This window comes from Nostoc sp. (assembly GCF_036917635.1).
In the GTDB taxonomy this organism is placed as follows: domain Bacteria; phylum Cyanobacteriota; class Cyanobacteriia; order Cyanobacteriales; family Nostocaceae; genus Nostoc.
This window is the reverse complement of the sequence record NZ_JBALCW010000077.1, coordinates 18527-42260: the sequence shown is the minus strand read 5'-3', so window position 1 is coordinate 42260 and position 23734 is coordinate 18527. Positions and strand designations below refer to the sequence as shown.

Here is a 23734-nt window from a genome sequence, read left to right as displayed (position 1 = left end):
TTTTAAATAATGCCCCGTATTTTTGACAACATAGATTTGCAACTGCTACCGATTTTACGAGAAACTCTCAAAGTCTCTTATCGGGCAGATTTTTGCGTTGGCTACTTCAATCTCAGAGGTTGGCGAAGAATTGATGATTTGATTGAACAGTATGTTGGTAGTGAAAATGCTTGTTGTCGTTTGTTAATTGGGATGCAAAGCTTACCCAGTGATGAAGTTCATGCAGCATTTAGCTTTGTTAGTGGTGATGGAAGGATTGACAACAGTAGCATCGTGCGGTTTAAAAAACGCATGGCGGCGGAATTTCGTCAGCAGTTAACTATTGGTGCGCCGACTAATCAGGATGAAGCGGGGTTGCGGCGGTTAAGTCATCAGCTAAAAAGTCAGAAGGTAATTATTAAACTGTTTTTGCGCCATTCTCTGCACGCTAAGTTATATCTTGTGCATCGTCATGATCCCAATACTCCCACAGTGGGATTCTTGGGTAGTAGTAATTTAACCCTTCCGGGACTGGCAAAACAAGGAGAGTTAAATGTAGATATTTTAGACCATGATGCTTGTAATAAACTGCAAAAATGGTTTAGCGATCGCTGGCAAGATTACGGTTGTGTAGATATTTCTCAAGAATTAGCAGAAATTATCGATCAGAGTTGGGCTAGGCAAGATTTAGTCTCACCTTACTACATTTACCTGAAGATAGCTTACCACTTATCCCATGAAGCGATCGCGGGACTTTCGCAATTCCGCATCCCCCGCGAATTTAACAACTTATTTGATTTCCAAAAAGCTGCCGTACAGCTAGCAGCCCGTCATGTAACAAGGCGTGGCGGCGTATTAGTGGGTGATGTGGTCGGTTTGGGTAAAACTTTAGTTGGAACCGCCCTTGCGAAGATATTACAAGAAGATTGTTTTTTAGAAACACTAATTATTTGCCCAAAAAACTTAGTACCAATGTGGCAAGAATATGTAAATAACTATCGGCTACTTGCCGAAGTTATGCCAATTAGTCAAGTCCAAAATAAGTTACCAAAACTCCGCCGTTATCGAGTTGTGTTAATTGATGAAAGTCACAACTTACGCAACCGCGAAGGCAAACGTTATCGAGCAATTATAGAATATATTGCAACTAACGAAAGTAAATGTATATTATTATCTGCTACTCCTTACAACAAAAGTTATCTTGACCTTTCCGCCCAACTGCGGCTATTTGTGCCAGAAGATGAAGATTTGGGATTAAGACCAGAAGCTTTAATTAATGAACTGGGTGGCAGTTCTATAGGAGAATTAGAATTTATTAGAAAGCATCAGTGTTCAGTCCGTTCTTTAGCGGCGTTTGAAAAAAGCGAACACCCTGATGATTGGCGAGAATTAATGAAGCGTTACATGGTGCGACGCACTCGTTCTTTTATTAAAGAAAATTATGCCCACACAGATGAAACCGGGCGGAAATATTTAGAATTTTCTGATGGGAGACGTTCTTATTTTCCCCAGCGTCTACCTCGGAGTCTCAAGTTTCCTCTCGAAGGTTCTACCACAGATTTTTATGCTCGTCTTTACTCGGAGTTAGTAATAGAAGTAATTAATCAACTAAATTTACCTCGTTATGGTCTAGGAAATTATATTATTGCTAAATCCGAACAGCCACCTACAGACACCGAAGAACGTTTTATTAATAGCTTATTTCGTGGCGGTAGGAGGTTAATGGGGTTTTCGCGCACTAATTTATTTAAACGTTTAGAAAGTAGTGGTGTTGCTTTTATTCAATCAATTGAGCGTCATATTTTACGGAACTTTATTTATTTATATGCTTTAGAAAAAGGGTTTGATATTCCGATTGGCACTCAAGAGGCTGAGTTATTAGATACAAGTAATAATGATGAAGATGCCGATTCTGTAGCAGCAGCTTTGTTTGATACAGAAACCGAAGAAGATGATTCTGACCTAACCCCCCAACCCCCTTCCCTACTAGGGAATGGGGAGAATTCAAAGCCTCTCTCCTTGCAGGAGAGAGGTTTTCCAGATTCTGTGAAAAGTCAGGAAAAAGTTTTTCGCCAAAGAGCAGAATCAATTTACCAAGAGTATACAACTCGATATCAACGGCGATTTAAGTGGTTACGTTCTACACTTTTTGATATTAAAAAACTGAAACGGGATTTATTAGAAGATGCCAAAGCACTAATTAATGTGTTGCAACAGTGTGGCGAGTGGAATCCTCAAAAAGATGAAAAGCTTACTGCTTTAATCAAACTCTTAACAAAAACTCACCCCAAGGATAAAGTACTAATTTTCACTCAATTTGCTGATACAGTCCGCTACCTTGCAGACAATTTGCAGTCGAATCGCATTACTAATATCGCAGGGGTGACAGGTCAATCTAAAGACCCGACAGTAATGACGGGAAGATTTAGCCCAGTGAGTAATGGAAAACGTGAGCAAATTTCATCATCAGATGAGTTGCGTATTTTAATCGCCACAGATGTTTTGAGTGAAGGTCATAATTTGCAAGACTGTGCAATTATCGTCAATTGGGATTTACCTTGGGCAATTATTCGCTTAATTCAACGCGCCGGAAGGGTAGACCGCATTGGACAAAATTCTGATAAAATTCTTTGCTATTCTTTTTTACCAGCCGAGGGAGTAGAACGGATTATTAATTTGCGGGGACGACTCCGTAAACGATTGCAAGAAAATGCCGAAGTGGTGGGAACTGATGAAGCTTTTTTTGAAGATGATGATGCACGAGTAATTCTTGATTTATATAACGAGAAATCTGGAGTTTTAGATGGTGAAGAAGATACAGAAGTTGATTTGACATCAGAAGCATTTCAAATTTGGAAAAAAGCCACAGATGATAATCCGGGTTTGAAAAAGACGATAGAAGAAATGCAAAATGTGGTTTATTCTACCCGCGCCCATACTCCGCAACCTGTGCAACCAGAGGGAGTATTGCTTTATATGAAAACCACAGAAGGGAATGATTCTTTAATTTATGTTGACCGCGATGGAAATAGCGTTACTCAATCACAATTAGCAGTGCTTCGGGTAGCGGCGTGTGAAGAATCTACCCCAGCGATACCGAGAGATAAACAACATCACGAGTTAGTAAATAAGGGTGCTGAATTGATTGCTGAAGAAGAGAAAAATGCCGGCGGTCAATTAGGGCGGCCATCAGGTGCAAGATTTCGCAGTTATGAACGGCTGAAAAGTTATGTTCAACAAATGAAAGGAACATTATTTGTTAGCGAAGAACTTTTAAAAGCAATTGATGAGATTTACCGTTATCCTTTGCGCCAGTCAGCCATTGATACTCTCAACCGTCAACTGAGAAGCGGTATTAATAATCAGCAGTTAGCTGAGTTAGTTGTAGCGTTACGAATGGATGACCGTTTGTGTATTGTCACAGAAGAACTAGAAAAGCGAGAACCTCAAATTATTTGTTCATTAGGATTATTTTGTAATTCGTAATTTTTAATTAAGGCCATAGACGCGATAAATGGCCGTCTCTACAATAATTAGCCTTTTGTAGAGACGGCGATTCATCGCGTCTTTGTTATATTTAAAGATATAATTTCACTATTTTAGGTGCAATTTTTATGGTTATATTATCATCTAATCTTTCTTTAACAGAGTTTCTGCAATTACCAGAAACTAAACCAGCTAGTGAATATATTGATGCAAAAATCTACCAAAAACCAATGCCGCAGGGAAAACATAGCAGAATCCAAACTCGTTTATCAACCGAGATTAATCAGCGAAGCGAACCTGAGCAAAAAGCTTTAGCATTAACTGAATTGCGATGCACATTTGGAGGACGTTCTTTAGTTCCAGATATTGCTGTATTTGAGTGGTCACGGCTGATTGTTGATGAAGATGGGGAAATTGCCAATAAGTTTCAAATTTATCCAGATTGGATAATTGAAATTTTATCACCTGACCAATTTCCTAACCGGGTGATTGATAAAATTATTTTCTGCATTAATCATGGTACAAAATTAGGTTGGTTTATTGACTCTAACGATAAATCGGTGATGGTATTTCAACCTAATAAATTGCCAGAAGTAAAATATAATAATGATAAATTGACTGTTCTTGATGTATTAACAGATTGGCAAATTACGCCAGCAGATATATTTAGTTGGTTGAAGCTTAAATAGTAAATCAATATTGAAATAGTGTTATGACGGTTATTCTTTACGTGAGTTACACCCGTAAGGGTACAGTGCTTGAACTTACAGCGATTTTCAGGTAAATGAACCACAAATAGACCTCACTTCCATTCCTCTCTCCTACGAGGAGAGAGGCTTTGATTTTCTCCCCTTCCCTGCAAGGGAAGGGGCTGGGGGTTAGGTCTCATAATTGTGGTCTAAATACATGAAAACTGCTGTAAGCCCAAATACTTTGTCTCTCATGCATTTTACCCCTGACTTTCGCACTATACCGTATACACAAGTCAAATTACCCTCCTTAATCCCCCCTTATAAAGGGGGGAAATAATATTTCCGGTTCCCTCTCCTTTATAACCGACTTTCCGCACTTCATCGTGTAATATGCGTAGATTTCCCATAGGTGGAAAAAAATGGTTAAATCAACAACATAAATCGCCAATGGTATTCAATATTAATACTTAATAATTTGAACATTATTAGGAATTTTTATTGAAAAGATAGATAATACATTTTGAAGTGCGGAATGTGGGTTATAAGGGGAGGGTTAGGGTGGGGTAAAATCTGTGTGATGTGTGTGGAAAACACTTAAATTAGAAAGCAAAAGCTTCTTTTGATTAAGTAAAAGCTTGTTCTGCTTGCGGAAAACACCGAAATCAGAAAGCAAAAGCTTCTTTTGAGTAAGTCAAAGCTGCTTTTACTTGCGGAAAACACCAAAGTTAGAAAGCAAAAGCTGCTTTTGAGTAAGTAAAAGCTTCTTTTGAGAAAGCATTTCAGTATTTTGAGAAAGTAAACGGGCATTTTTATAAAGCAATTAGGCATTTTTATAAAGTAATCAGCAAATATACCTGACAATTAAAAATGATGGTTGTACAAATAAAGCCGCCGCTTAAAAAAATCGGTAATGTTTCAGTAATATTTCTCAAGCGCAAGAAAGATAAAGGATTTATAAAGTATAAAAAGCATGGTAAAAATTTAACTCCTATAAACAGGGTTTACTAAAGTCCGCCAGCGTAGACTTAATTTTTAAAGCCACAGATTTATTTTCTGAATGGCAAATTTACCATGCTTGCTTTTTAGTTTCCAAGCATGGTAAATTATGTCGCTTAATTTTCAACGAACACGCGATTTACTTTCTAAGTTTCAATTTAGTAATTTGTTTATAGAAGAATTAGGTTGGTCTAAACCTTCCAGACAAAAAGCTGTTACTTTAAAATTTGATAACAAAACCTATCAATACCAAAAAATTGCTGAACTTTCAGGTGTTGCAATCTTTGAAGTCACCGCAACAGATGGGAAAATACCAGAAGCTAAAGTTAGAGTTGCTATTCATCAAGAAATTACTAAACTAATAGCTGAAAATCTCCTCATCTTTGTTACCCAAGAACGCACACGGAGTCTTTGGTATTGGGTAAAAAGAGAAGGAAGTAAAACCTTCGTTCGTGACCATTTATATGTGAAAGGTCAACCAGGAGACTTATTTTTAAGTAAGCTTGGTTCTTTAGTTATTGATATTACTGAATTAGAACATGGTGAACCGACGGTTGTCGAAATTGCTTATAAGCTACAACGCGGGTTTGATGTTGAGCCTGTAACTAAGAAGTTTTACAAGGAATTTCAAGAGCAACACCAGAAGTTTTTGCTGTTTGTTAAAGGAATTGATAATGAGACAGATAGACGTTGGTATACATCGGTAATTCTGAATCGGCTGATGTTTGTTTATTTTCTCCAGCGTAAAGGTTTTATTGATAATAAGAATTTAAATTATCTGCAAAATAAGCTTGAGCAAAGCAAACAAAAAGGTGAAAATCATTTTTATGATGAATTTCTCAAGGCTTTGTTTTTTGAAAGCTTTGCTAAACCTGAGATTGAACGCGATTCATCTGTACAAGAATTGGTAGGAAAGGTTAAATACCTTAATGGTGGATTATTTCTTAAACATCATATTGAAGAGAAATATGATGTTTCTATAGTTGATGAGGCGTTTGAGCAAGTTCTAGATTTATTTGGGCGTTATTCTTGGAATCTAGATGATACGCCGGAAGGGAAAGACGATGAGATAAATCCTGATGTTTTAGGATATATATTTGAGAAATACATTAATCAAAAGGCTTTTGGGGCGTATTATACTAGACCGCAAATTACAGAATATCTCTGTGATAGAACTATCCACAAGTTAATTGTAGACCGCGTAAATGATGCGCTATCTGATAAATATAAGCCATTTGAGGATATTAATGAACTTCTGATTAAACTGGATGCAAATGTTTGTCGTCTATTAATGGATGATATTCTTCCTAATTTATCAATTCTTGACCCAGCTTGCGGTTCTGGTGCTTTTCTTGTGGCGGCGATGAAAACGCTAATCCAAGTTTATAGTGCGGTGTTTGGGACAATTAAATTGATGGGTGATGACATTCTCAAAAAGAAGCTTGAAGATATCGAAAATTCTCACCCGTCAATACCTTATTTTATCAAAAAACGGATTGTTTCAGATAATCTCTATGGTATAGACATCATGGAGGAAGCAACAGAAATTGCAAAACTGCGCCTTTTCTTGGCGTTGGTTTCTTCTGCTAATGATGTGGAAGAGTTAGAACCTTTGCCTAATATTGATTTTAATATTATGGCGGGTAATTCGTTAATTGGTTTAATTAAAGTAGATGATACTGCTTTTGATGCAGTGGGTAATTCGTTACAAGGAAATCTCTTACAATCTTTAGCCGCAGATAATTATAAGAAGATTTTAGAAGAAAAGAATAAATCTATTGAATCGTATAAAAAACACGCTTTTATTCCTGGAAAAGAAAAACTTTCTGGTGAAATAGAGGGAACTGAACAAAAATCTCGGTTGCAGATGTTACGCGCTGACATTGACAAACTCAACAATAAATCGCAAGAGAAGTTAAATGTTTTGCTGTTGGATGAGTTTAGTAAGCGTTTGGGTATCAAGTATGAAGAGGTTCAGTTAACTGGGAAGTCACAGAAGCGGGTTTTGAAGGTTGAGGATATTGCAGCTTTGAAGCCGTTTCACTGGGGTTATCATTTTGATAAGGTTTTAGAACGCGGCGGTTTTGATGCGATTATTACTAATCCACCGTGGGAAATATTTAAGCCACAAGCTAAGGAGTTCTTTGCACAGCATAATGAACTGGTGACGAAGAATAAGATGGATATCAAGGATTTTGAGAAAGAACAGAGTAAACTTTTACAAAATCCCATAATTGCAAGTACTTGGTTAGAATATCAAAGTCAATATCCTTATGTCAGCGCTTATTATCGTTCATCTGAACAGTATAAAAATCAAATTTCTGTTGTGAATGGTAAAAAAGCAGGTACAGATATTAATCTCTATAAGCTGTTTACAGAACAATGTTTTAATCTTTTGCGTTCAGGCGGTGAGTGTGGGATTGTAATTCCTAGTGGGATTTATACTGATTTAGGGACTAAGCAATTGCGGGAGATGTTGTTTAGTCAAACTAAAGTTACTGGACTTTTCTGCTTTGAAAACCGTAAAACAATTTTTGAAGAAGTTGATAGCCGTTTTAAGTTTGTTGTTCTGACTTTTGTTAAAGGTAATATAACAACAGATTTTCCATCTGCTTTTATGCGTCATGACGTGCAGGAACTTCAAAGGTTTCCTGGTGATGATAGCTTACAGATTAATATTGATATGGTGCGTCAACTATCGCCTGATTCTTTATCCGTGATGGAGTTTAAGAATCAGGTAGATATCCGCATAGCTGAGAAAATGGCTAAGTTTCCCTTGCTGGGTGAAAAGATTGAGGGAAAATGGAATTTGCGCTTAACTGCTGAATTTCACATGACTAGCGATAGCAATTTATTCAAACAACAGCTAGGTAAAGGAAGATTACCATTATATGAAGGTAAAATGATTCATCAGTTTACTCATCTATATGCTGAACCAAGATATTGGGTGGATGAACAAGAAGGGAGAAAAGCTTTATTAAAACGGAATGAAAATGATAACGGTCAAAAGATTGATTATCAAAGTTATCGTCTAGGTTTTAGAGATGTGGCGCGGAATACAGATAACCGCACAATGATTGCAGGAATTATCCCGCCTAATATTTTTGCAGGTAACACATTAATTGTGTCACAGCAGTTCACAACGCAAGACGAGTTATTATTTGTTATTTCTGTGTTAAATAGCTTTGCTTGCGATTTTATAATTCGCCAAAAAGTAACGGCACATTGTAATATGTTTTATGTCTACCAATTACCCGTCCCACGTTTAACAAAAAACGATCGCAACTTCAACGATATTGTACAACGCGCCGCCAAACTAATCTGCACCACACCAGAATTTGACGAACTCGCGCAAGAAGTCGGTTTAGTTTCCCATCAACAAGGCGTTACCGACGAAGCAGAACGCGCCAAACTCCGCGCCCAACTCGATGGAATGGTAGCACATCTTTATGGCTTAACTGAAGATGAATTTAGCTACATCCTCACAACATTTCCCATCGTGAATGCAACCGTTAAAGAAGCAGCGTTAGAAGCTTACCGTAGCCAAGTAGGGGTAATTCATGAATCATTGGTGTCAACTTAAGGTAAAACCCTTGTAAAAACTGGATATTGAGTTCACTCACTTCTCACCACTATCCGCGTTACCCCACCCTAACCCTCCCCTTGTAAAGGGGAGGGAACTGGATTTCTTGTTTCCCCCCTTTATAAGGGGGGATTAAGGGGGGTAATACGAGTTGACACCGTAGCCTGACTAAGGGGAGGGGATTGAGAGGTGGCCTATAACGTCCGTGGGACAAAGTTTTGAGCTTAAGTTGACACCAATGTTCATGAATTGCCCCTTAAGGGATCTAATCTACTACAAAAAGATCAAGACGCATATTATCTCTAAAGTTCTAAAATTCTTAACTTTAAATTTATAATTATAAATAATCTCTAGTGCAGATGAAAAATTGTAATTTCTTAATAATTTATTTTAAAATCATCGTCGAGTTTGACTAGTATTATTTTTCGTTACAATTGACTTGCTGCTATAAATACAAAATAAAGTCTAATAAATTACTTAACCAAATCTAAGTTGAGAACCGTAGTTTTCACCCTCTCCCTAAATCCCTCTCCCAAATCTGGGAGAGGGAGTTTGAAATTCTGGCTCCTCTTGGACTATATATGGGGGATAGGTTGGGGGATGAGGGCAAATCCTTTTGAAAACAGTTGAACTACAGGTTTCAAGATAGACGTGGTTTATATAAATCCGGCAGCATTTACCTAGTCGTCATTTTAGAACCGTGCAAATTCATCCTCACTCAGAATTTAACCACAGCCGCGATCGCCACCAACAGGGTTTGCAACAATTGCTCGATCGCCTTGTCATATCAATAGAGCGAAATGAGTTGGTTCGGCAAACAACCAATCAACTCAGAGAATCGCTTCAGGTTGATCGGGTGGTGTTGTATTATTTTTACAGTCAGTGGCAAGGACAGGTGACTTTTGAATCTTTGAGTTCTAAAGAATTATCAATACTTGGTTCTACTGGGCCAGATGATTGTTTTAACAACGAGTATGCTGCTTTATACTTAGCAGGACGGGTAAGAGCGATCGCTGATATTGAATTAGAGCCAATCCAGCCTTGTCACCGAGATTTTCTGAGCAATATGCAGGTTCGTGCTAACTTAGTTGTACCAATTTTGATACCGAGAGGATTATGGGGATTGCTAGCAGCACATCACTGTCAAGAGCCTCATTATTGGTCGCCATCAGATATAGAAATGATGCAAATAGGCGCACAAACTCTAGCAACAGATCGTAATATTTTGGAGAGTTAAAAAGGGCGTTAATCAAAGGGGCGGTTAGAAACCGCGTCTACACGAGGCTTTACCCACCTCCGTGGGTTGAAAACCTGGAATTTGATTTTTATCATAAGGAGAAAAAACTGTGAAATTTGGTTACACGGTTATTTGGGTAGACGATGTAGTTAAGACCGTTGAGTTTTACGAAAAAGCCTTTGGTCTAGTTCGTCGCGCTCTCGTGGAGAAGGGGCAATCTATCTGGGCAGAAATCGAAACCGGAAACACCACATTAGCTTTCTCCTCTAGTAGCGAAGCAGAGAAGTTATTTCCTGGTGGCTGCCATCCCAACGACGCTACACAACCACCGGCATTAATTCAGATATCATTTATTACTCCTGATGTTGGCAGTGCTTACATGAGAGCGATCGGGGCAGGTGCAAAAACACTAGATGCTCCTAAAACCCAGCCTGGGGGACAAATGATTGCTCGTGTCCGCGATCCTAATGGCGTGCTGGTGTCGTTGGTGAGTGGCTAGATAGCGATCGCTTTCTACCAGATGTCTTGAGCTAGATGACTGCTTCTAGATTTGGCTTATACTGGCAATAGGAAAACAGCACTGCCCAGATATTAAAATGCTACTTATTCCTACTGTTACTCCGATTCCCCTTGTAACTGATGCAAATGGCGTTGTTAGAATTAGCAAAACCCGCATCACTTTAGATACAGTGGTTACAGCTTTCCTTGAAGGGGCTACAGCAGAAGAGATCAGAGAACAGTACCCATCGCTTGATCTTTGGGATATCTATTTGGTGATTGGTTATTACTTACAACACCAAGCTGAGGTTAATACCTACCTTCGAGAGCGTCAAAGACTTGCCACAGAGGTTCAACAAGAAGCTGAAAAGCGTTTTAACCCCATTGGAGTGCGCGATCGCCTTTTAGCAAGACGCAACCCACAAGGGTAAATTACGATGCTGCGTTTCCTGGCTGACGAGAACTTTAATAATCAGATTATCCGTGGTGTTCTGCGTCGTAACAGTAATGTTGATATTGTCCGTGTTCAGGATGTTGGATTGACTGAAGCAGACGACCCAACTGTATTAGAATGGGCAGCACAAAACACGCGTGTGGTGCTAACTCATGATGTAGCGACGATGACAACTTTTGCTTATGAACGATTACAAGCAGGCTTGGCAATGCCTGGGTTATTTGAGATCAGTCGTCGTGTTTCAGTTGGTTTAGCGATCGAGGAAATTTTGTTGCTAGATGAATGTAGCTTAGAAGGAGAATGGGAAAGACAAGTCCGGTTCTTACCTTTACGTTAACGATTGGAGGCGATTAATTTGACTGACGTTGGTGTAGCCCTTCGTTGGTAAGCATTTGTTTTCTCTAGTCCCCAATCTAAAATCTCAAATTTTATGGATTCAAATGCTTTGCTGTGTGCTGCGATCGCAAATCATATTACCACCAATCCTCACCAACGAATTACTTTCGCCCAATTCATGGACATGGTATTATACCACCCTGAATACGGCTACTATTCCAGCGATGCAGTCAAAATTGGCTTTCAAGGTGGTGATTTTTTTACCTCACCAAACCTCTGTCCTGACTTTGGCGAGTTACTTGCAGACCAATTTTTTCAAATGTGGGAGATTTTAGGAAAACCTGTACCGTTTTCTCTGGTAGAAATGGGAGCAGGTCAAGGATTGCTAGCTTTGCATATCCTCAAATATCATCAGCGACGCTACCCAGATTTTTTTACCGCCCTAGAGTACGTAATTGTTGAAAAGTCCCCAACTTTAAGACAAGAACAGCAGCAACGCTTGCAAGATTTACCCGTGCGTTGGTGCAATTTAGAAGATATACCACCTAATGCGATCGCTGGCTGCTTTTTTTCTAACGAATTAGTAGATGCGTTCCCCGTCCATCAATTCATCCTAGAAACAGGCGAACTACGAGAAATTTACGTAACAACCTCAAACCTAACCCCCCAAACCTCTTTGAGTGAGTCTTTCTCCCCTCCCCTGATAGGGGAGGGGTTGGGGGAGAGGTCAAATTTTGCATTTGTAGAAGTTACGGGAGAACCTTCAACGCCCCAACTAGCCCAATATTTAGATTTAGTGCAAATCGACTTTGCTCAAAGTGCATATCCAGATGGCTACCGTAGTGAAATTAATTTAGCGGCTGGTGACTGGTTGAGTATAGTAGCAGACCGCTTACAGCGCGGCTATGTGTTAACAATTGATTATGGCTACCCCGCCAGTCGTTACTATAATCCCAGGCGATCGCAAGGAACGCTACAGTGTTATTATCAGCACCGTTTCCATGACAACCCCTATATCAATATTGGGCGACAAGATATCACCGCCCATGTTGACTTTACGGCTTTGGAACGCTCAGGGCAGAAATGCAATTTAAAGAATATTGGTTTTATCCAGCAAGGATTATTTTTGATGGCGTTGGGGTTAGGCGATCGGATTGCAGCCCTTTACGATCAACAGCAACCCCTCTCACAGTTACTACAGCGCCGCGACTCACTACACCAGCTTATAGATCCTACAGGACTCGGTGGCTTTGGAGTCTTAATTCAGAGCAAAGGTCTAGACAATACAGAAATTTCTCAACCACTACTCGGATTGACCCTGCCAGACTAAAAGTGAATTTGAAAAGTTAAAACTCTATTTAAGAATGCAGTATCAGTCTTATCTAGACTAGCATAACAGTGATTACTCTAAACTTAAACACAATAGCAAAGTAATAATTATGTCCACTCATGACCTGTTAATGCTAGTAACCTTACTTACTCCAGGGATTTTACTTTCAGTGATAATTATGGCGACTTTTGCGGCTGGTGGTTGATTATTACGTGACCGGATTTTAGATTTTAGATTTTAAATTTGGGATTGAAGATTCAAACCTGAAAAAGTTCTAAAGGCGAACAGCGTCTCCAAGAGTTACCCCTGAATTTATACTCGTTTTGCGAGCAGCAAGCTACGTGGAATAAATCTAAAATTAAATGACAAAGCCAGTAACTTGATTGCTGGAGTGAATCTAAAATCCAAAATCCAAAATTGTTTGATGCTGTACCAAAGGAACGTAAAAAATGAAGGTGGCATTTCTGGGAACTGGACTGATGGGACTACCAATGGCTCAAAGGTTATTAGCCGCAGATATACAGCTAGTTGCCTACAATCGCACCCCAGAAAAATTAGCACCACTACAAGCAGCTGGGGCTGAAATTGTTACACATCCCCGCCACGCCATTCGTGCTGCTGAGTGCATAATCCTGATGCTGACTAATGCCCCGGCTATTTATAATGTGTTGCTTTCAGACACTGCTTGGCAAACTCTGGAAGGGCGCACAATCATCCAAATGGGAACAATTACTCCTACAGAAAGCCAGGAAATTAGAGATGCGGTTGTTGCTGGTGGTGGTGAGTATTTAGAAGCACCTGTATTAGGGAGTATCCCGGAAGCACAAGCTGGCAAGTTGAGTGTTATGGTAGGGGCCGAGCCAGAACAATATCAACGTTTCTTAAAGTTACTCCAAAATTTTGGGACAGAACCTTTACTTATTGGGCCAGTGGGATCTGCGGCGGCGCTCAAATTGGCACTCAATCAGCTAATAGCTTCTCTAACAACTAGCTTTGCTTTGAGTCTGGCTTTTGTCCAGCGTCAGGGTGTCGATGTGGATGTGTTTATGCAAATATTGCGCGACAGTCCACTCTACGCAGCTACCTTTGATAAAAAGCTACAACGAATGTTGGATGGCAATTATGCTAATCCAAATTTCCCCACAAAACACTTGCTCAAAGATACAGAATTATTTATCTCGGAAGCGAAATCTCGGAGTTTGGATCTCAGCAGTATTAAAGGTGTTCGGCAAATCTTGCAAACAGCCGTGAAAATGTCATTTGCTGATGATGATTACTCATCACTATTTTCTGTAATAAAAGAATGGGGAGAATAAATTTTTGTAGGGGCAATTCATGAATTGCCCCTACTTTGAAAATGCTTAATCAAAAGGTTTTAACTGAATTGTTAATAACGATATTACTGCCCATTAGTAGTTGATTGAGGAAATGGTAGAGATTCAGGCTGAGTCTGAGTCTGAGGCTGAGGCTGAGGTTCTGGTTGAGGATTGAGAGATTCCTGCCAAGCCCTAATTTGCTCTTGCGCCGAACTATAAGCAGCACTACCGCGGGGAATCGATTTGGCAATATCGATCCCTCTAGGAATATCAGACTGGCCTTGAGAGCGGGCTATTTCTAACAATTGCTGACTCCACTGGTCAATAGCCTGATTCGCATCCATACGTAAGACGCTATTATTTGAAACCCGATCTGCCAGCCGTATTGCCTCAACTAAGGCTTCTGGCGTGCCAGCTGCGCCCACTTCCTGGGCTTTTTTCCAGTTTTCTGTGGTGCGGATTTGTGCTTCCCAGTCATTTATTGCAGCTTGTGCTTCTTTAGAAAGCGCCCTTCCCGAGGAGGCAATTTGTTGAGCTGCGCTAATGGCGGCGGTGAGATTTCCACTCTGAGCCAGTTCTTGTGCTTGATCTAAGTAGGGTTGGTCTTGAATTCGCTGAATCTTTCCTACCCAAGTGCGAATTTTTTTCTGTGCTTGTGGATATAATGCACGACCTCTACGAATTTCGCTGGCCTGGGCGATCGCATTTTGCAAAGAGTTGATATCATCAAATACTGCTATCTGTTCGGCGCGTTCTAAATAAGGTTGGTCTTCAATTGTCTCTACTTGGGCTTCCCAGCGACCCATTTCTTGCCTAGCTTCTGTGCCTCTAGGGTTACTAGCAGGGATTAATTGCGCTTGGGCGATCGCTGCTGTTAAATTCGGGACTGTTCCCTGGCTAGCGAATATTCTCGCTTTTTCTAGATTGGCAACATCTTCAATTTCCAATTGCCAACGAGCAATCAGTTGCTGTGCTTCGTTATACACTGGTCTGGAAGGATCGATTTGTTGTGCTTCGGCGATCGCTGCCTCTAAACCAGAAACGTCACCTATCCAAGCACTCCTTTTCGCGTCAGCTATGGCGATAAAGTCATCTGTTTCGCTTTGTAGTTTCGCACTCTCTGGAATTTGTCTAGCAATATTCAGTGCTTCATCCGCATCCTGCTTGTCTAGTTTTGCTTGTGCCAACTCCAGCATTTTGCGTCCAAATGCCGGAATCGCTTCCTGAGCTTTTTGGTAAATGTAACTTTCTTGTCCAATGGACTCGGCTAACTTGATAGCTTCTAATAGATTATCAACAACTTTGCTGTTTGCTAAACTTTCGGCTTTTCCTAACTTATCGCCATCTTCCCGGGCTGTGGCAATTAGACGATTCAATTGGTCGTATTTAGTCCCGGCCCAGTATTGATTATCTACGCGCAGCATTTTAGCGGATAACATAAATGCCGATTGCCAGTTGCGTTCCTTAACTTGGTCGATCGCACCGTTGTATGTGGCTTCTGCTTTTGCCCAAATTGACTGCCATTTGTCAATTTGCTCATTGACTAATTTATAAGCAGCCACATCTTCGGGTATTTTCCGAGCAGTTGCGATCGCTTCATCTAAATTACCTGTTTGGAAACTTTCATCAGCTAGCTTCAAAATATCCCGCGACCATTCTTCCATGAAACGATCAATTTCTTCATGTAACGGGTGATTTGATGGTAATTGCTTCACCAGAGCGATCGCTTGCAATAAGTCGTTCACTGTCTGTTTAGAAGCCGCCAACTGAGCGCAGTGTAGCCGCACCGAAGCACTAGCTAGCGGCCAGAAAATCGAGGGACAATTAGGGGCAGAGGGCAACTTTAGCAGCATTGCCATTGCTAAGAATCCTACACTGCCAGGAACCAACATTAGTAGTACCAGCCATAATGTCCAGCTTTTGATCCAGCGTGGCCATTTCCCAGAAGTACTACTGAGTTGGGCAGTTTCTTTTGAATTACTATTTATAGGTAATCCTTCCGTATGGTTTTTTTTTCGCCGCTTCACTGACTTGGAGGTAGAACCAGTCGCTGGGGAATCAAATGGCTCAGTTTCACCGAATTTTTCTGTTCGGGATAATCTTTTGTTTTGATCTGGCTCTCTTTCACTGGCTCTTGACCAACTGTCTGGAATATCCCGCTCTGTCATCTCTCACACCAAAATAATTGAATAGCGCTCTGTTTTAGATCGATAATTCCATTGTTGACATAGTAACTTTCTCATGATTAAAAAGCTACTTTTTTGAATCTCTCTCTCCACAGAATACCATTAGCAATATAAAAAATTAGTGCTAGTTTATACGTTATCCTAAAACAGTAGATTCAGTTTGCAAATCGGCAATTAGTTGAGCTAACTGATCGCTACTTGCCTGATAAACATTGCCGCAAAATTCGCAAGTTGCTTCAGCACCATCATCTTTAGCAATCATATCTTGCAGTTCAGCTTCTCCCAAAATCTTCAATGCTCCTAAAACGCGATCGAAAGAACAACCACAGTGGAAGCGCAGCATTTGCCGTTCGGGAAAGATTACCAGCCCCATGTCTCCCAACAAGTCGTTAAAAATTTCAGGTAAAGTCTTACCAGCTTGCAACAATGGCGTAAATCCTGCTAGACTTGCAACCCGTGATTCCAAAGTTTCTACTAAAGCTTCGTCTCTAGCAGCTTTGGGCAATACTTGTACCAGTAAGCCTCCAGCAGCCGTGACTCCACCTGCTCCCACAAACACACCTAAAACTAAAGCCGAAGGTGTTTGTTCGGAATTCACCAGATAATGAGCCACATCATCGCCAATTTCCCCAGAAACTAGTTCAACAGTACTAGAGTATGGGTAACCGTAACCAATATCCCGGACAACGTAGAGGTAGCCGTCACCCACTGCACCACCAACATCTAGTTTACCTTTGGCGTTGGGAAGCAATTCCACAGATGGATTCCCCACATAGCCGCGTACCGTACCATCTAAGGCTGCATCTACTAATATGCCACCCAAAGGGCCATCGCCTTTCACCCGGACATTGACCCTTGACCCAGTTCGCTTCATACTAGAAGCCATTAACAAGCCCGCCGCCATCGTTCGACCTAGTGCTGCCGTTGCCACATAAGAAAGCTTGTGACGCCCCCGTGCTTCTTCTGTTAAACGTGTGGTGATCACACCTACGGCACGAATTCCACCTTCGGCTGCTGTTGCACGAATTAACTGATCCGCCATGAATAACCTTACATTTCTTAACAAGTTCACTTTTTCTATTCTAAGTTCTCTGCTGGTAGAAAAGTGACGCTGCAATAATCAGTGATTCTATTTGCAATATTAGAAATAGCGATATCTCACCTTTAGGTAATCCTATAAAAATGCTGGGTAATTTTCAACAAAGCCAACTGCGGATCGAAATCGAAGCATCAGCAGATGCAATTCGTGATAGTCTACTGCATCCGGTGCAACTCGAAAAATGGCTCTTAGGGCAACGCTTTGCGCCAGGAATGCCAGAAGAACTGCTTCCAGGATTCCAGTTTACAACCTGGACTGGGCCAGTTGCGATTCATCATCAAGTAGATGTTGTCAAACCCAACTGTCTCCGCTTGGTACTTAGCGGAGGCATTGACGGGTTCCACGAATGGTACTGGGGAGAAGGTTGGGTACAGTCCCGCTTGGAAGGAATTTCACTTTTGCCTTTAAATTTGGGTCAAACTTTGAGTTTGTTGAGCTTGCGTCAGTTTTTGGCAACTCAAGGACGTTGATTTGAGTGGATGTGAAGGAATTGGGGATTGCTTATTCTTTGCGTCCCCAGTTCCCAGTTTAGGAATGTGAATTAAATAACATGCAAATACAATACTGCTCGGTTAAGTAAAAATAGGGACTAAAATAAAGAAGATTATGTTCTCGTGTCTACCAGTAATGCCCACAAAAGAAGACGACATCATCAATAAAGCCGAACTTTTGCAACAGGCGATCGCCAGTTTATAATTAACACGCGAACATAATTTCTCTGTTTTCCTTTACTGAGCAGTATTGGGGTTGGGGGGATCTCCTGGGCAATATATCACTAACCGAACTGGATTGGGGTGCGATCGCTTTCTCTAAGTAGTCCAATCAAAAATCTGAATATCTGTAATACATTCATAAGCATAATTATTTTATATCTTTGCAGTGCGTTTACAAGCCCATGATCAAACCCGCCGATGTCAGCAGCAAAAACATAACCCCTCTCCGCCACCGGAAAGGGGTTAATAATTGCCCAAACTCACCAATCTCTAATAAGCGTCCTGCAACTCATAAAAATCAGGCGAGATGTAATCCTTCCGCAAAGGCCAACCCACCCAATCTTCCGGCATCAAAATTCGCTTGAGATTTGGGTGTCCTTCGTAGATAATGCCCAACATATCGTAAGACTCGCGCTCTTGCCAATCTGCGGTCTTCCAAATCCAGTACACAGAAGGCACTACAGGATTTTCGCGTGGTAAGAACACCTTAACTCGAACTTCTTCGGGGCGATCGCTATTATCACCGACTTTAATCAAGTGATACACACTCACCAATTCCTGTCCTGGTCCAAGGTCAACACCGCCTTGAAACTGGAGATAATTAAACCCGTAGGCATAAAGGGCTGTAGCGGTAGGAAGCAAGAAATCTGCCGCCACCTTAATTATCTCTACACCATTCTTATCTGGTGCTAAAAACTCATGGTCAAAGCCATTTTCTGTCAACCATTGGGAAATTTTACCCGCTTGTACCAATGACTCTTGTTTCTCTGCTGGTACTGGAATAGATTCTTCTTCTTCAGCCACGGGTTTGTTCCTCCTTTTGCGCCAATTCTTTCAGCAGTGCAGGTGGTATTGGCATACCGATTGCTTCCGTCAATTCCTTCGGTGGTGCAGAGCGAGTTTCTGACTGCAAATACTTACCAGTTAAGATTTCATCTACTGGCTTCAGGTTATGAGTCGTGCTGTAGTAGCGGTGGGTTTGCTTAATTTTATACCGCTCTTGCATCGATTCATTAGCGATTTTCTTTCGCAGCTTAATGATTGCATCGATAATTGCTTCTGGACGGGGAGGACAACCAGGCAAATACACATCCACAGGAATCAGTTTATCGACTCCACGCACTGCCGTAGGGGAATCAACGCTGAACATCCCGCCAGTAATTGTGCAAGCACCCATCGCAATTACATACTTTGGCTCTGGCATTTGTTCATAAAGACGCACCAGTTGCGGGGCCATCTTCATCGTAATAGTCCCTGCCGTAATAATTAAATCGGCTTGGCGGGGGCTAGAACGGGGAATTAGCCCAAAACGGTCAAAGTCAAATCGGGAACCAATTAAAGCTGCAAACTCAATAAAGCAGCAAGCAGTACCAAACAATAACGGCCACAGACTAGAAAGCCGCGCCCAGTCGTAGAGGTCATCAACCGTCGTCAAAATGACGTTTTCTGAAAGGTCTTGAGTGATTGTAGTCCGCTCAATGGGATTGATGATTCGTTCTTTGTCCTGGGTTGTTAAGTTAGAATTCAAGACCATTCCAAAGCTCCTTTACGCCATGCGTAAACTAAGGCGACTACAAGAATTGCAATAAAGACTAGTGCTTCAATAAATGCTAATAGCCCCAAACGGTGGAAAGCTACCGCCCAAGGATACAAGAATACAGTCTCCACATCAAAGACGACGAAGACCAAAGCAAACATGTAGTAGCGGATGTTGAACTGAATCCAGGCTCCCCCGATGGGTTCCATGCCAGATTCATAGGTGGTGTGCCGTTCTGGGCTGTAACCACTGGGTCGTAAAAGCTTGGAAGCTGAGAGCGCTAAGGCAGGTACTAGGCTACAGATGATGAAGAAGCCTAGAAGGTACTCGTAACCGCTGAGGACAAACACAATGAGTATCTACCGCTTATGGAGTATTTTAAGTAGGGAGTGGGGAGTGGGGAGATGAGGGAGCAGGGGGAGATGAGGGAGCAGGGGGAGAAGAATTAATAACCAGTCACCAATGCCCAATGCCCAATGCCCAATGCCCAATGCCCAATACCCAATCCCTTGAATTACGTTACTTTCTTTTACATTATATCTGTTTGGTTTTTCTGAAATCTGGGAAACAGATACACTTCAAGTATTTAATTCGCTTTTGATAGTGATAGAAAAGCCTAACAATTATGTCATAATTTTTAACGTATATTTAAGATTTCTCCTCTGCGAGGCCCTAGCCATGAGCGAACCAGCTATTGAGACTCCGGTGTTAGACCACTACGAGTGTCGAGCCTGCGGTTATGTTTACGAACCTGAGAAGGGAGACGATAAGGGCGATATTCCTTCAGGCACAACCTTTGCAGAACTGCCCATAAATTGGCGCTGTCCAGTTTGTGCTGCGAAGAAAACCGCTTTTGCGAACATCGGCCCTGTGGGTACTGCATCCGGCTTCAAAGAAAATCTCGGTTACGGTTTGGGTGTCAATAACCTAACGCCAAACCAAAAAAATATCCTAATTTTTGGTGCTTTGGCTCTTGGCTTCTTGTTTTTTATCAGTCTCTACGGCTTGCAATGACAGCCGTTATCTCAGAAACAAGGAGTAGCAATTAGGGAAAGAGATTTTCGTTATTGATTGTGTGATTATAATTACACAATTATCTTGTTTTGCCTATTCCCTAGAGCGTTTAATTAAGCTAAGAGATACTCACTTTTGCTCACATTGATTAGCAGTGTATTCTCTGATAAAATATCAGAGATTCAGGTGAAAATCCGTAACATCAAACAACCTATATACTGATAAGTTGCCTCTGAGGTGTTACAGCAAGTAATCGCAAATATGTTGCTTTTTAAAGCAAAAATCACGCTAGAAGCAAACAAGCAAGAGTGCATAAAGCTTGTTTTTATGCATCGATTGATACACCTTGGTTGAGATTGATCTGCTCAACTTATGTATTTGTTAGCAAATGTTAGCAAAAAAGTATCAGTAAACCTTTTAGAGAACAGCTACAGAAATTTAGAAACAAGTTAAGAAATACTAATGCATTCAATTGTGAAAGGTTGGCAACGAATAGCTACCTTGTTGATAGTAGTCCTGATCTGTATAGGTTGTAGCAAAATTCCCTCTGTTAGCTACAACCCTTGGAAAGTCATTTCTGTGCCAACAGACTCGAATCTCCTGGATATTGCATTTACTAAAAACCCTGAGCATGGCTACTTAGTAGGTAGCAATGCCACCCTATTGGAAACCAATGACGGTGGTAATAGCTGGAAGCCAATAATACTGCAACTGGATGAGCAAAAGTATCGCTTTGACTCAGTAAGTTTTGCAGGTAAAGAAGGCTGGATTGCCGGAGAGCCTGGACTGTTGCTACACACTACTGATGAAGGTGCTTCTTGGTCGCGGATTCCCTTGAGCGAAAAGCTACCAGGTAGCCCGATCGCAGTTAAGGCACTAGCAGATAATACAGCTGAGATGGCTACTGATGTAGGAGCCATATATAAGACCACAGACGGCGGCAAAAACTGGAAAGCGCAGGTGGAATCAGCAGTCGGTGTGGTGCGTAACTTAGAACGTTCTCCTGATGGTAAATATGTTGCGGTTTCCGCGAAGGGTAGTTTCTACTCGACTTGGGAACCGGGACAAGATGCTTGGGTACCCCATAACCGCAATAGTTCTAGGCGGGTAGAAAACATGGGTTTTGCTGACAATGGGCAATTGTGGTTGCTAGCCAGGGGAGGTCAAATTCAGTTTAGTGACCCAACTAAACCTGAGGAATGGCAAAAGGCAAAATATCCAGAGTTATCCACCAGTTGGGGTTTACTGGATTTGGCATATCGCACACCCGATGAAATTTGGATAGGTGGCGGTAGCGGTAATTTGCTACGGAGTCCCGATGGTGGTAAAACGTGGGAAAAAGATCGTGCAGTAGAAGAAGTTGCTGCTAATTTGTATAAAATTGTGTTCTTAGAGCCAGAACGGGGATTTATAATTGGCGATCGCGGCGTTTTGCTCAAATATCTACCAAACCCGGAAGCAAGTTCTTCAGAAGCCGCTTAGTGGGGACTAGGGACTGGGGGCTAGGTAAGAGTTTTCCCAATCCCCAATACCTAATTTCTGAGAAGAACTTTGCAACTTGTAACTCTTTCTTAACTTTGTAGGATAATAAACTCAATAACACTCTATGTATATGGTAGGGATCTAAATGTCAGGTACCACTGGAGAACGTCCGTTTTCGGACATCATTACTAGCGTTCGTTACTGGGTAATTCACAGCATCACCATCCCAGCATTGTTTATTGCCGGTTGGCTATTTGTGCAAACTGGGCTGGCTTATGATGCCTTTGGCACACCCCGCCCTGACGAGTATTTCACAGCAGCGCGGCAAGAAGTGCCAATTGTGAAGAACCGTTTTGAAGCTAAAAAACAAGTTGAACAATTTATTGGAAAGTAGTTTGAAATCATGACTAGCGGCAATAACATCAATCAACCAGTTACCTATCCAATTTTTACCGTTAGATGGCTGGCAGTTCACACATTAGGTGTACCAACTGTATTCTTTTTAGGCGCGATCGCCGCAATGCAATTTATTCATCGTTAGGAGTAATTATGGTAGAAAGATCGCCCAATCCCAATAATCAACCGGTTGAGCTAAACCGGACTTCGCTATACCTGGGACTACTACTAGTTTTCGTTCTGGGGATTCTGTTTTCTAGTTACTTCTTTAACTAACTGGAAATCCTGTTGTTAATCTTTGTTTATTTAACCTGTGTTGATTAGTTGTTAAGGGAGGAGAGAAGCTGTGTCTGGAAGTGGAAGAATTCCCCTGTGGGTCGTCGCTACGATCGCAGGTTTAGGTATAATTACAGTCTTGGGCATCTTCTTTTATGGTGCCTACGCCGGAATCGGTTCTTCGATTTAACATCAGTTAGTTTGAACCGAAGACTAATTTTCTAGCATTTGTTGAGAAATCAACTTTAAAAAAACCGCCTGTCTTTATTAAGATAGGCGGTATTAATTTTGGTCAATAGTCTAGAAACATATCCGACTTGATAGCAATACAGTTCGGATAAGATCCCCCCGCCTGTGGCGACTCCCGATCAATTGGGGGTAGAGGAAAATGGCCTCTCTTTTAAAGGGGAGTCACTGCAATTTTGGAGTCTTCCAAAGTGGAGCAACTGGACTGCTTTGGGAGGATCTTGGCAGGGTAAACAAGCTAACTGACCTGTATTGGAATTGATAGCACTCGCTTGTGCAAAAACTTGACTAATGACTAGATTAGCCAATATCGTCTCTTTCAATGTATAAAAATAGAAACGCGAAGGTGACGGTTGGCAAAACCCAACCAATGATCGGAACTAAGATAGAAGGCAAAAAGGAAGCTGCCATAGTAAAGATTCCTGTTAAATAACACTACAATTCAAAATGAGCTTACTGCAAATTATGCCAAGATTTTTGAAATTCTAAAGATTTTTAACACAGAGGGGATGAGGAAGAGGATATGGAACTGCGATCGCCCTCTGTTCGGTGTGTGCGTAGCTTACCGCCCCTAAACTCAGAACTTGCACCAGTCCCTACAACCGCCTCAGAATGAATTCTGAGGCTGATAGCTAAGGGACTTCCAAGAAATAAATTATTCCAATAAACGAACCTTATTAGGCACAGAGAACGCAGAGAGAAGAAATAGAGAGAGTTTTTGCGTCAGTTTTGGAACATTTTTTTATTTGTCAGTCCCTAAAGTCTATCTATTGAAGACTGAGTAAGGTTTGTAGTCCACTAAGCGTGGACTTGCGCTATTAGCCTGAGAATTTATTCTCTGGCGGGATATGCGGCAGGTGCAAGATATAACTAAACCT

Annotated in this window: 22 protein-coding genes; 16 read left to right on the top strand and 6 right to left on the bottom strand. The window is 41.2% G+C overall.

The window, feature by feature from the left end:
• Window positions 1–9: 9 nt before the first annotated feature.
• The 9 genes from V7K32_RS18020 (at window position 10) to V7K32_RS17980 (ending at window position 13907) form a co-directional block, all read left to right on the top strand.
• Window positions 10–3465 (top strand): helicase-related protein, encoded by a 3456-nt coding sequence (locus V7K32_RS18020; RefSeq protein WP_334995185.1) that lies wholly within the window; start codon window positions 10–12, stop codon window positions 3463–3465.
• A gap of 128 nt (window positions 3466–3593) precedes the next feature.
• Window positions 3594–4154, top strand: coding sequence for a Uma2 family endonuclease (locus V7K32_RS18015; protein WP_334995184.1), 561 nt, complete (start codon window positions 3594–3596; stop codon window positions 4152–4154).
• Between the two features lie 1108 nt (window positions 4155–5262).
• The gene (locus tag V7K32_RS18010; protein ID WP_334995183.1) at window positions 5263–8736 is read left to right on the top strand and encodes an Eco57I restriction-modification methylase domain-containing protein; all 3474 of its coding nucleotides are present in this window, start codon (window positions 5263–5265) and stop codon (window positions 8734–8736) included.
• A gap of 700 nt (window positions 8737–9436) precedes the next feature.
• Window positions 9437–9973, top strand: a complete 537-nt coding sequence (locus tag V7K32_RS18005; RefSeq protein WP_334995182.1) for a GAF domain-containing protein — start codon at window positions 9437–9439, stop codon at window positions 9971–9973.
• Between the two features lie 109 nt (window positions 9974–10082).
• Window positions 10083–10472 (top strand): VOC family protein, encoded by a 390-nt coding sequence (locus V7K32_RS18000; RefSeq protein WP_334995181.1) that lies wholly within the window; start codon window positions 10083–10085, stop codon window positions 10470–10472.
• A gap of 97 nt (window positions 10473–10569) precedes the next feature.
• A complete protein-coding gene (locus tag V7K32_RS17995; protein WP_334995180.1) occupies window positions 10570–10902 on the top strand; it encodes a DUF433 domain-containing protein in 333 nt (110 codons plus the stop codon).
• Window positions 10903–10908: 6 nt separating this feature from the next.
• Entirely contained in the window at window positions 10909–11262 is a 354-nt protein-coding gene (locus tag V7K32_RS17990) for a DUF5615 family PIN-like protein (RefSeq protein ID WP_334995179.1), read from the top strand.
• A 93-nt stretch (window positions 11263–11355) separates the two neighbouring features.
• On the top strand, window positions 11356–12591 hold the full coding sequence (locus V7K32_RS17985) for a class I SAM-dependent methyltransferase (protein WP_334995178.1): 1236 nt from the start codon (window positions 11356–11358) through the stop codon (window positions 12589–12591).
• A gap of 449 nt (window positions 12592–13040) precedes the next feature.
• Window positions 13041–13907 (top strand): NAD(P)-dependent oxidoreductase, encoded by an 867-nt coding sequence (locus tag V7K32_RS17980; RefSeq protein ID WP_334995177.1) that lies wholly within the window; start codon window positions 13041–13043, stop codon window positions 13905–13907.
• A gap of 83 nt (window positions 13908–13990) precedes the next feature.
• On the opposite strand, the gene V7K32_RS17975 is transcribed toward V7K32_RS17980, so the two are convergent.
• Both V7K32_RS17975 and hslO read right to left on the bottom strand, forming a co-directional pair.
• Entirely contained in the window at window positions 13991–16075 is a 2085-nt protein-coding gene (locus V7K32_RS17975; protein ID WP_334995176.1) for a chromosome segregation ATPase, read from the bottom strand.
• A 154-nt stretch (window positions 16076–16229) separates the two neighbouring features.
• Entirely contained in the window at window positions 16230–17135 is a 906-nt protein-coding gene (gene hslO / locus V7K32_RS17970) for an Hsp33 family molecular chaperone HslO (RefSeq protein WP_334995175.1), read from the bottom strand.
• Window positions 17136–17275: 140 nt separating this feature from the next.
• On the opposite strand from hslO, the gene V7K32_RS17965 reads away from it, so the two are divergent.
• Window positions 17276–17662: a hypothetical protein gene (locus V7K32_RS17965; RefSeq protein ID WP_334995174.1), complete on the top strand. Its 387-nt coding sequence runs from the start codon at window positions 17276–17278 to the stop codon at window positions 17660–17662.
• Window positions 17663–18175: 513 nt separating this feature from the next.
• On the opposite strand, the gene V7K32_RS17960 is transcribed toward V7K32_RS17965, so the two are convergent.
• From V7K32_RS17960 to ndhC, 3 genes are read right to left on the bottom strand one after another with little or no spacing between them, the layout of a single operon-like run.
• Complete coding sequence (locus V7K32_RS17960; RefSeq protein ID WP_334995173.1) at window positions 18176–18709, bottom strand: NAD(P)H-quinone oxidoreductase subunit J; 534 nt, start codon at window positions 18707–18709, stop codon at window positions 18176–18178.
• Window positions 18702–19439, bottom strand: coding sequence for a photosynthetic/respiratory NAD(P)H-quinone oxidoreductase subunit K (gene ndhK, locus V7K32_RS17955; protein ID WP_334995172.1), 738 nt, complete (start codon window positions 19437–19439; stop codon window positions 18702–18704). Before ndhK ends, V7K32_RS17960 begins: the two co-directional genes overlap by 8 nt.
• The gene (ndhC, locus tag V7K32_RS17950) at window positions 19430–19792 is read right to left on the bottom strand and encodes a photosynthetic/respiratory NAD(P)H-quinone oxidoreductase subunit C (protein ID WP_196526961.1); all 363 of its coding nucleotides are present in this window, start codon (window positions 19790–19792) and stop codon (window positions 19430–19432) included. Before ndhC ends, ndhK begins: the two co-directional genes overlap by 10 nt.
• A gap of 328 nt (window positions 19793–20120) precedes the next feature.
• On the opposite strand from ndhC, the gene V7K32_RS17945 reads away from it, so the two are divergent.
• From V7K32_RS17945 to V7K32_RS17920, 6 genes are all read left to right on the top strand, one after another.
• Window positions 20121–20456, top strand: a complete 336-nt coding sequence (locus V7K32_RS17945; protein ID WP_334995171.1) for a rubredoxin — start codon at window positions 20121–20123, stop codon at window positions 20454–20456.
• Between the two features lie 462 nt (window positions 20457–20918).
• Window positions 20919–21938 carry a photosynthesis system II assembly factor Ycf48 gene (locus V7K32_RS17940; RefSeq protein WP_334995170.1) on the top strand — a complete coding sequence of 340 codons (1020 nt, stop codon included), beginning with the start codon at window positions 20919–20921 and terminating at the stop codon, window positions 21936–21938.
• A 145-nt stretch (window positions 21939–22083) separates the two neighbouring features.
• Complete coding sequence (psbE, locus tag V7K32_RS17935) at window positions 22084–22332, top strand: cytochrome b559 subunit alpha (RefSeq protein ID WP_334884383.1); 249 nt, start codon at window positions 22084–22086, stop codon at window positions 22330–22332.
• A gap of 9 nt (window positions 22333–22341) precedes the next feature.
• Window positions 22342–22479, top strand: a complete 138-nt coding sequence (psbF, locus tag V7K32_RS17930) for a cytochrome b559 subunit beta (protein ID WP_012411801.1) — start codon at window positions 22342–22344, stop codon at window positions 22477–22479.
• A gap of 8 nt (window positions 22480–22487) precedes the next feature.
• Window positions 22488–22610: a photosystem II reaction center protein L gene (locus V7K32_RS17925; RefSeq protein WP_012411802.1), complete on the top strand. Its 123-nt coding sequence runs from the start codon at window positions 22488–22490 to the stop codon at window positions 22608–22610.
• A gap of 70 nt (window positions 22611–22680) precedes the next feature.
• A complete protein-coding gene (locus V7K32_RS17920; RefSeq protein ID WP_334914194.1) occupies window positions 22681–22800 on the top strand; it encodes a photosystem II reaction center protein J in 120 nt (39 codons plus the stop codon).
• Between the two features lie 356 nt (window positions 22801–23156).
• Here V7K32_RS17920 and V7K32_RS17915 read toward each other — a convergent pair whose 3' ends face one another.
• On the bottom strand, window positions 23157–23267 hold the full coding sequence (locus tag V7K32_RS17915; protein WP_196526956.1) for a photosystem I reaction center subunit VIII: 111 nt from the start codon (window positions 23265–23267) through the stop codon (window positions 23157–23159).
• Between the last annotated feature and the right edge of the window lie 467 nt (window positions 23268–23734).

Bases quoted from the DNA above. Each gene is read 5' to 3' on its own strand.
- V7K32_RS17980 (WP_334995177.1), top strand. From the start codon at position 13,041: ATGAAGGTGGCATTTCTGGGAACTGGACTGATGGGACTACCAATGGCT.
- V7K32_RS18010 (WP_334995183.1), top strand. From the start codon at position 5,263: ATGTCGCTTAATTTTCAACGAACACGCGATTTACTTTCTAAGTTTCAA.
- psbE (WP_334884383.1), top strand. From the start codon at position 22,084: ATGTCAGGTACCACTGGAGAACGTCCGTTTTCGGACATCATTACTAGC.
- V7K32_RS18015 (WP_334995184.1), top strand. From the start codon at position 3,594: ATGGTTATATTATCATCTAATCTTTCTTTAACAGAGTTTCTGCAATTA.
- V7K32_RS17965 (WP_334995174.1), top strand. From the start codon at position 17,276: ATGCTGGGTAATTTTCAACAAAGCCAACTGCGGATCGAAATCGAAGCA.
- psbF (WP_012411801.1), top strand. From the start codon at position 22,342: ATGACTAGCGGCAATAACATCAATCAACCAGTTACCTATCCAATTTTT.
- V7K32_RS17945 (WP_334995171.1), top strand. From the start codon at position 20,121: ATGAGCGAACCAGCTATTGAGACTCCGGTGTTAGACCACTACGAGTGT.
- hslO (WP_334995175.1), bottom strand. From the start codon at position 17,135: ATGGCGGATCAGTTAATTCGTGCAACAGCAGCCGAAGGTGGAATTCGT.
- V7K32_RS17990 (WP_334995179.1), top strand. From the start codon at position 10,909: ATGCTGCGTTTCCTGGCTGACGAGAACTTTAATAATCAGATTATCCGT.
- V7K32_RS17915 (WP_196526956.1), bottom strand. From the start codon at position 23,267: ATGGCAGCTTCCTTTTTGCCTTCTATCTTAGTTCCGATCATTGGTTGG.
- V7K32_RS17975 (WP_334995176.1), bottom strand. From the start codon at position 16,075: ATGACAGAGCGGGATATTCCAGACAGTTGGTCAAGAGCCAGTGAAAGA.
- V7K32_RS17995 (WP_334995180.1), top strand. From the start codon at position 10,570: ATGCTACTTATTCCTACTGTTACTCCGATTCCCCTTGTAACTGATGCA.
- ndhK (WP_334995172.1), bottom strand. From the start codon at position 19,439: ATGGTCTTGAATTCTAACTTAACAACCCAGGACAAAGAACGAATCATC.
- V7K32_RS17985 (WP_334995178.1), top strand. From the start codon at position 11,356: ATGGATTCAAATGCTTTGCTGTGTGCTGCGATCGCAAATCATATTACC.
- V7K32_RS17925 (WP_012411802.1), top strand. From the start codon at position 22,488: ATGGTAGAAAGATCGCCCAATCCCAATAATCAACCGGTTGAGCTAAAC.
- V7K32_RS17940 (WP_334995170.1), top strand. From the start codon at position 20,919: ATGCATTCAATTGTGAAAGGTTGGCAACGAATAGCTACCTTGTTGATA.
- V7K32_RS18020 (WP_334995185.1), top strand. From the start codon at position 10: ATGCCCCGTATTTTTGACAACATAGATTTGCAACTGCTACCGATTTTA.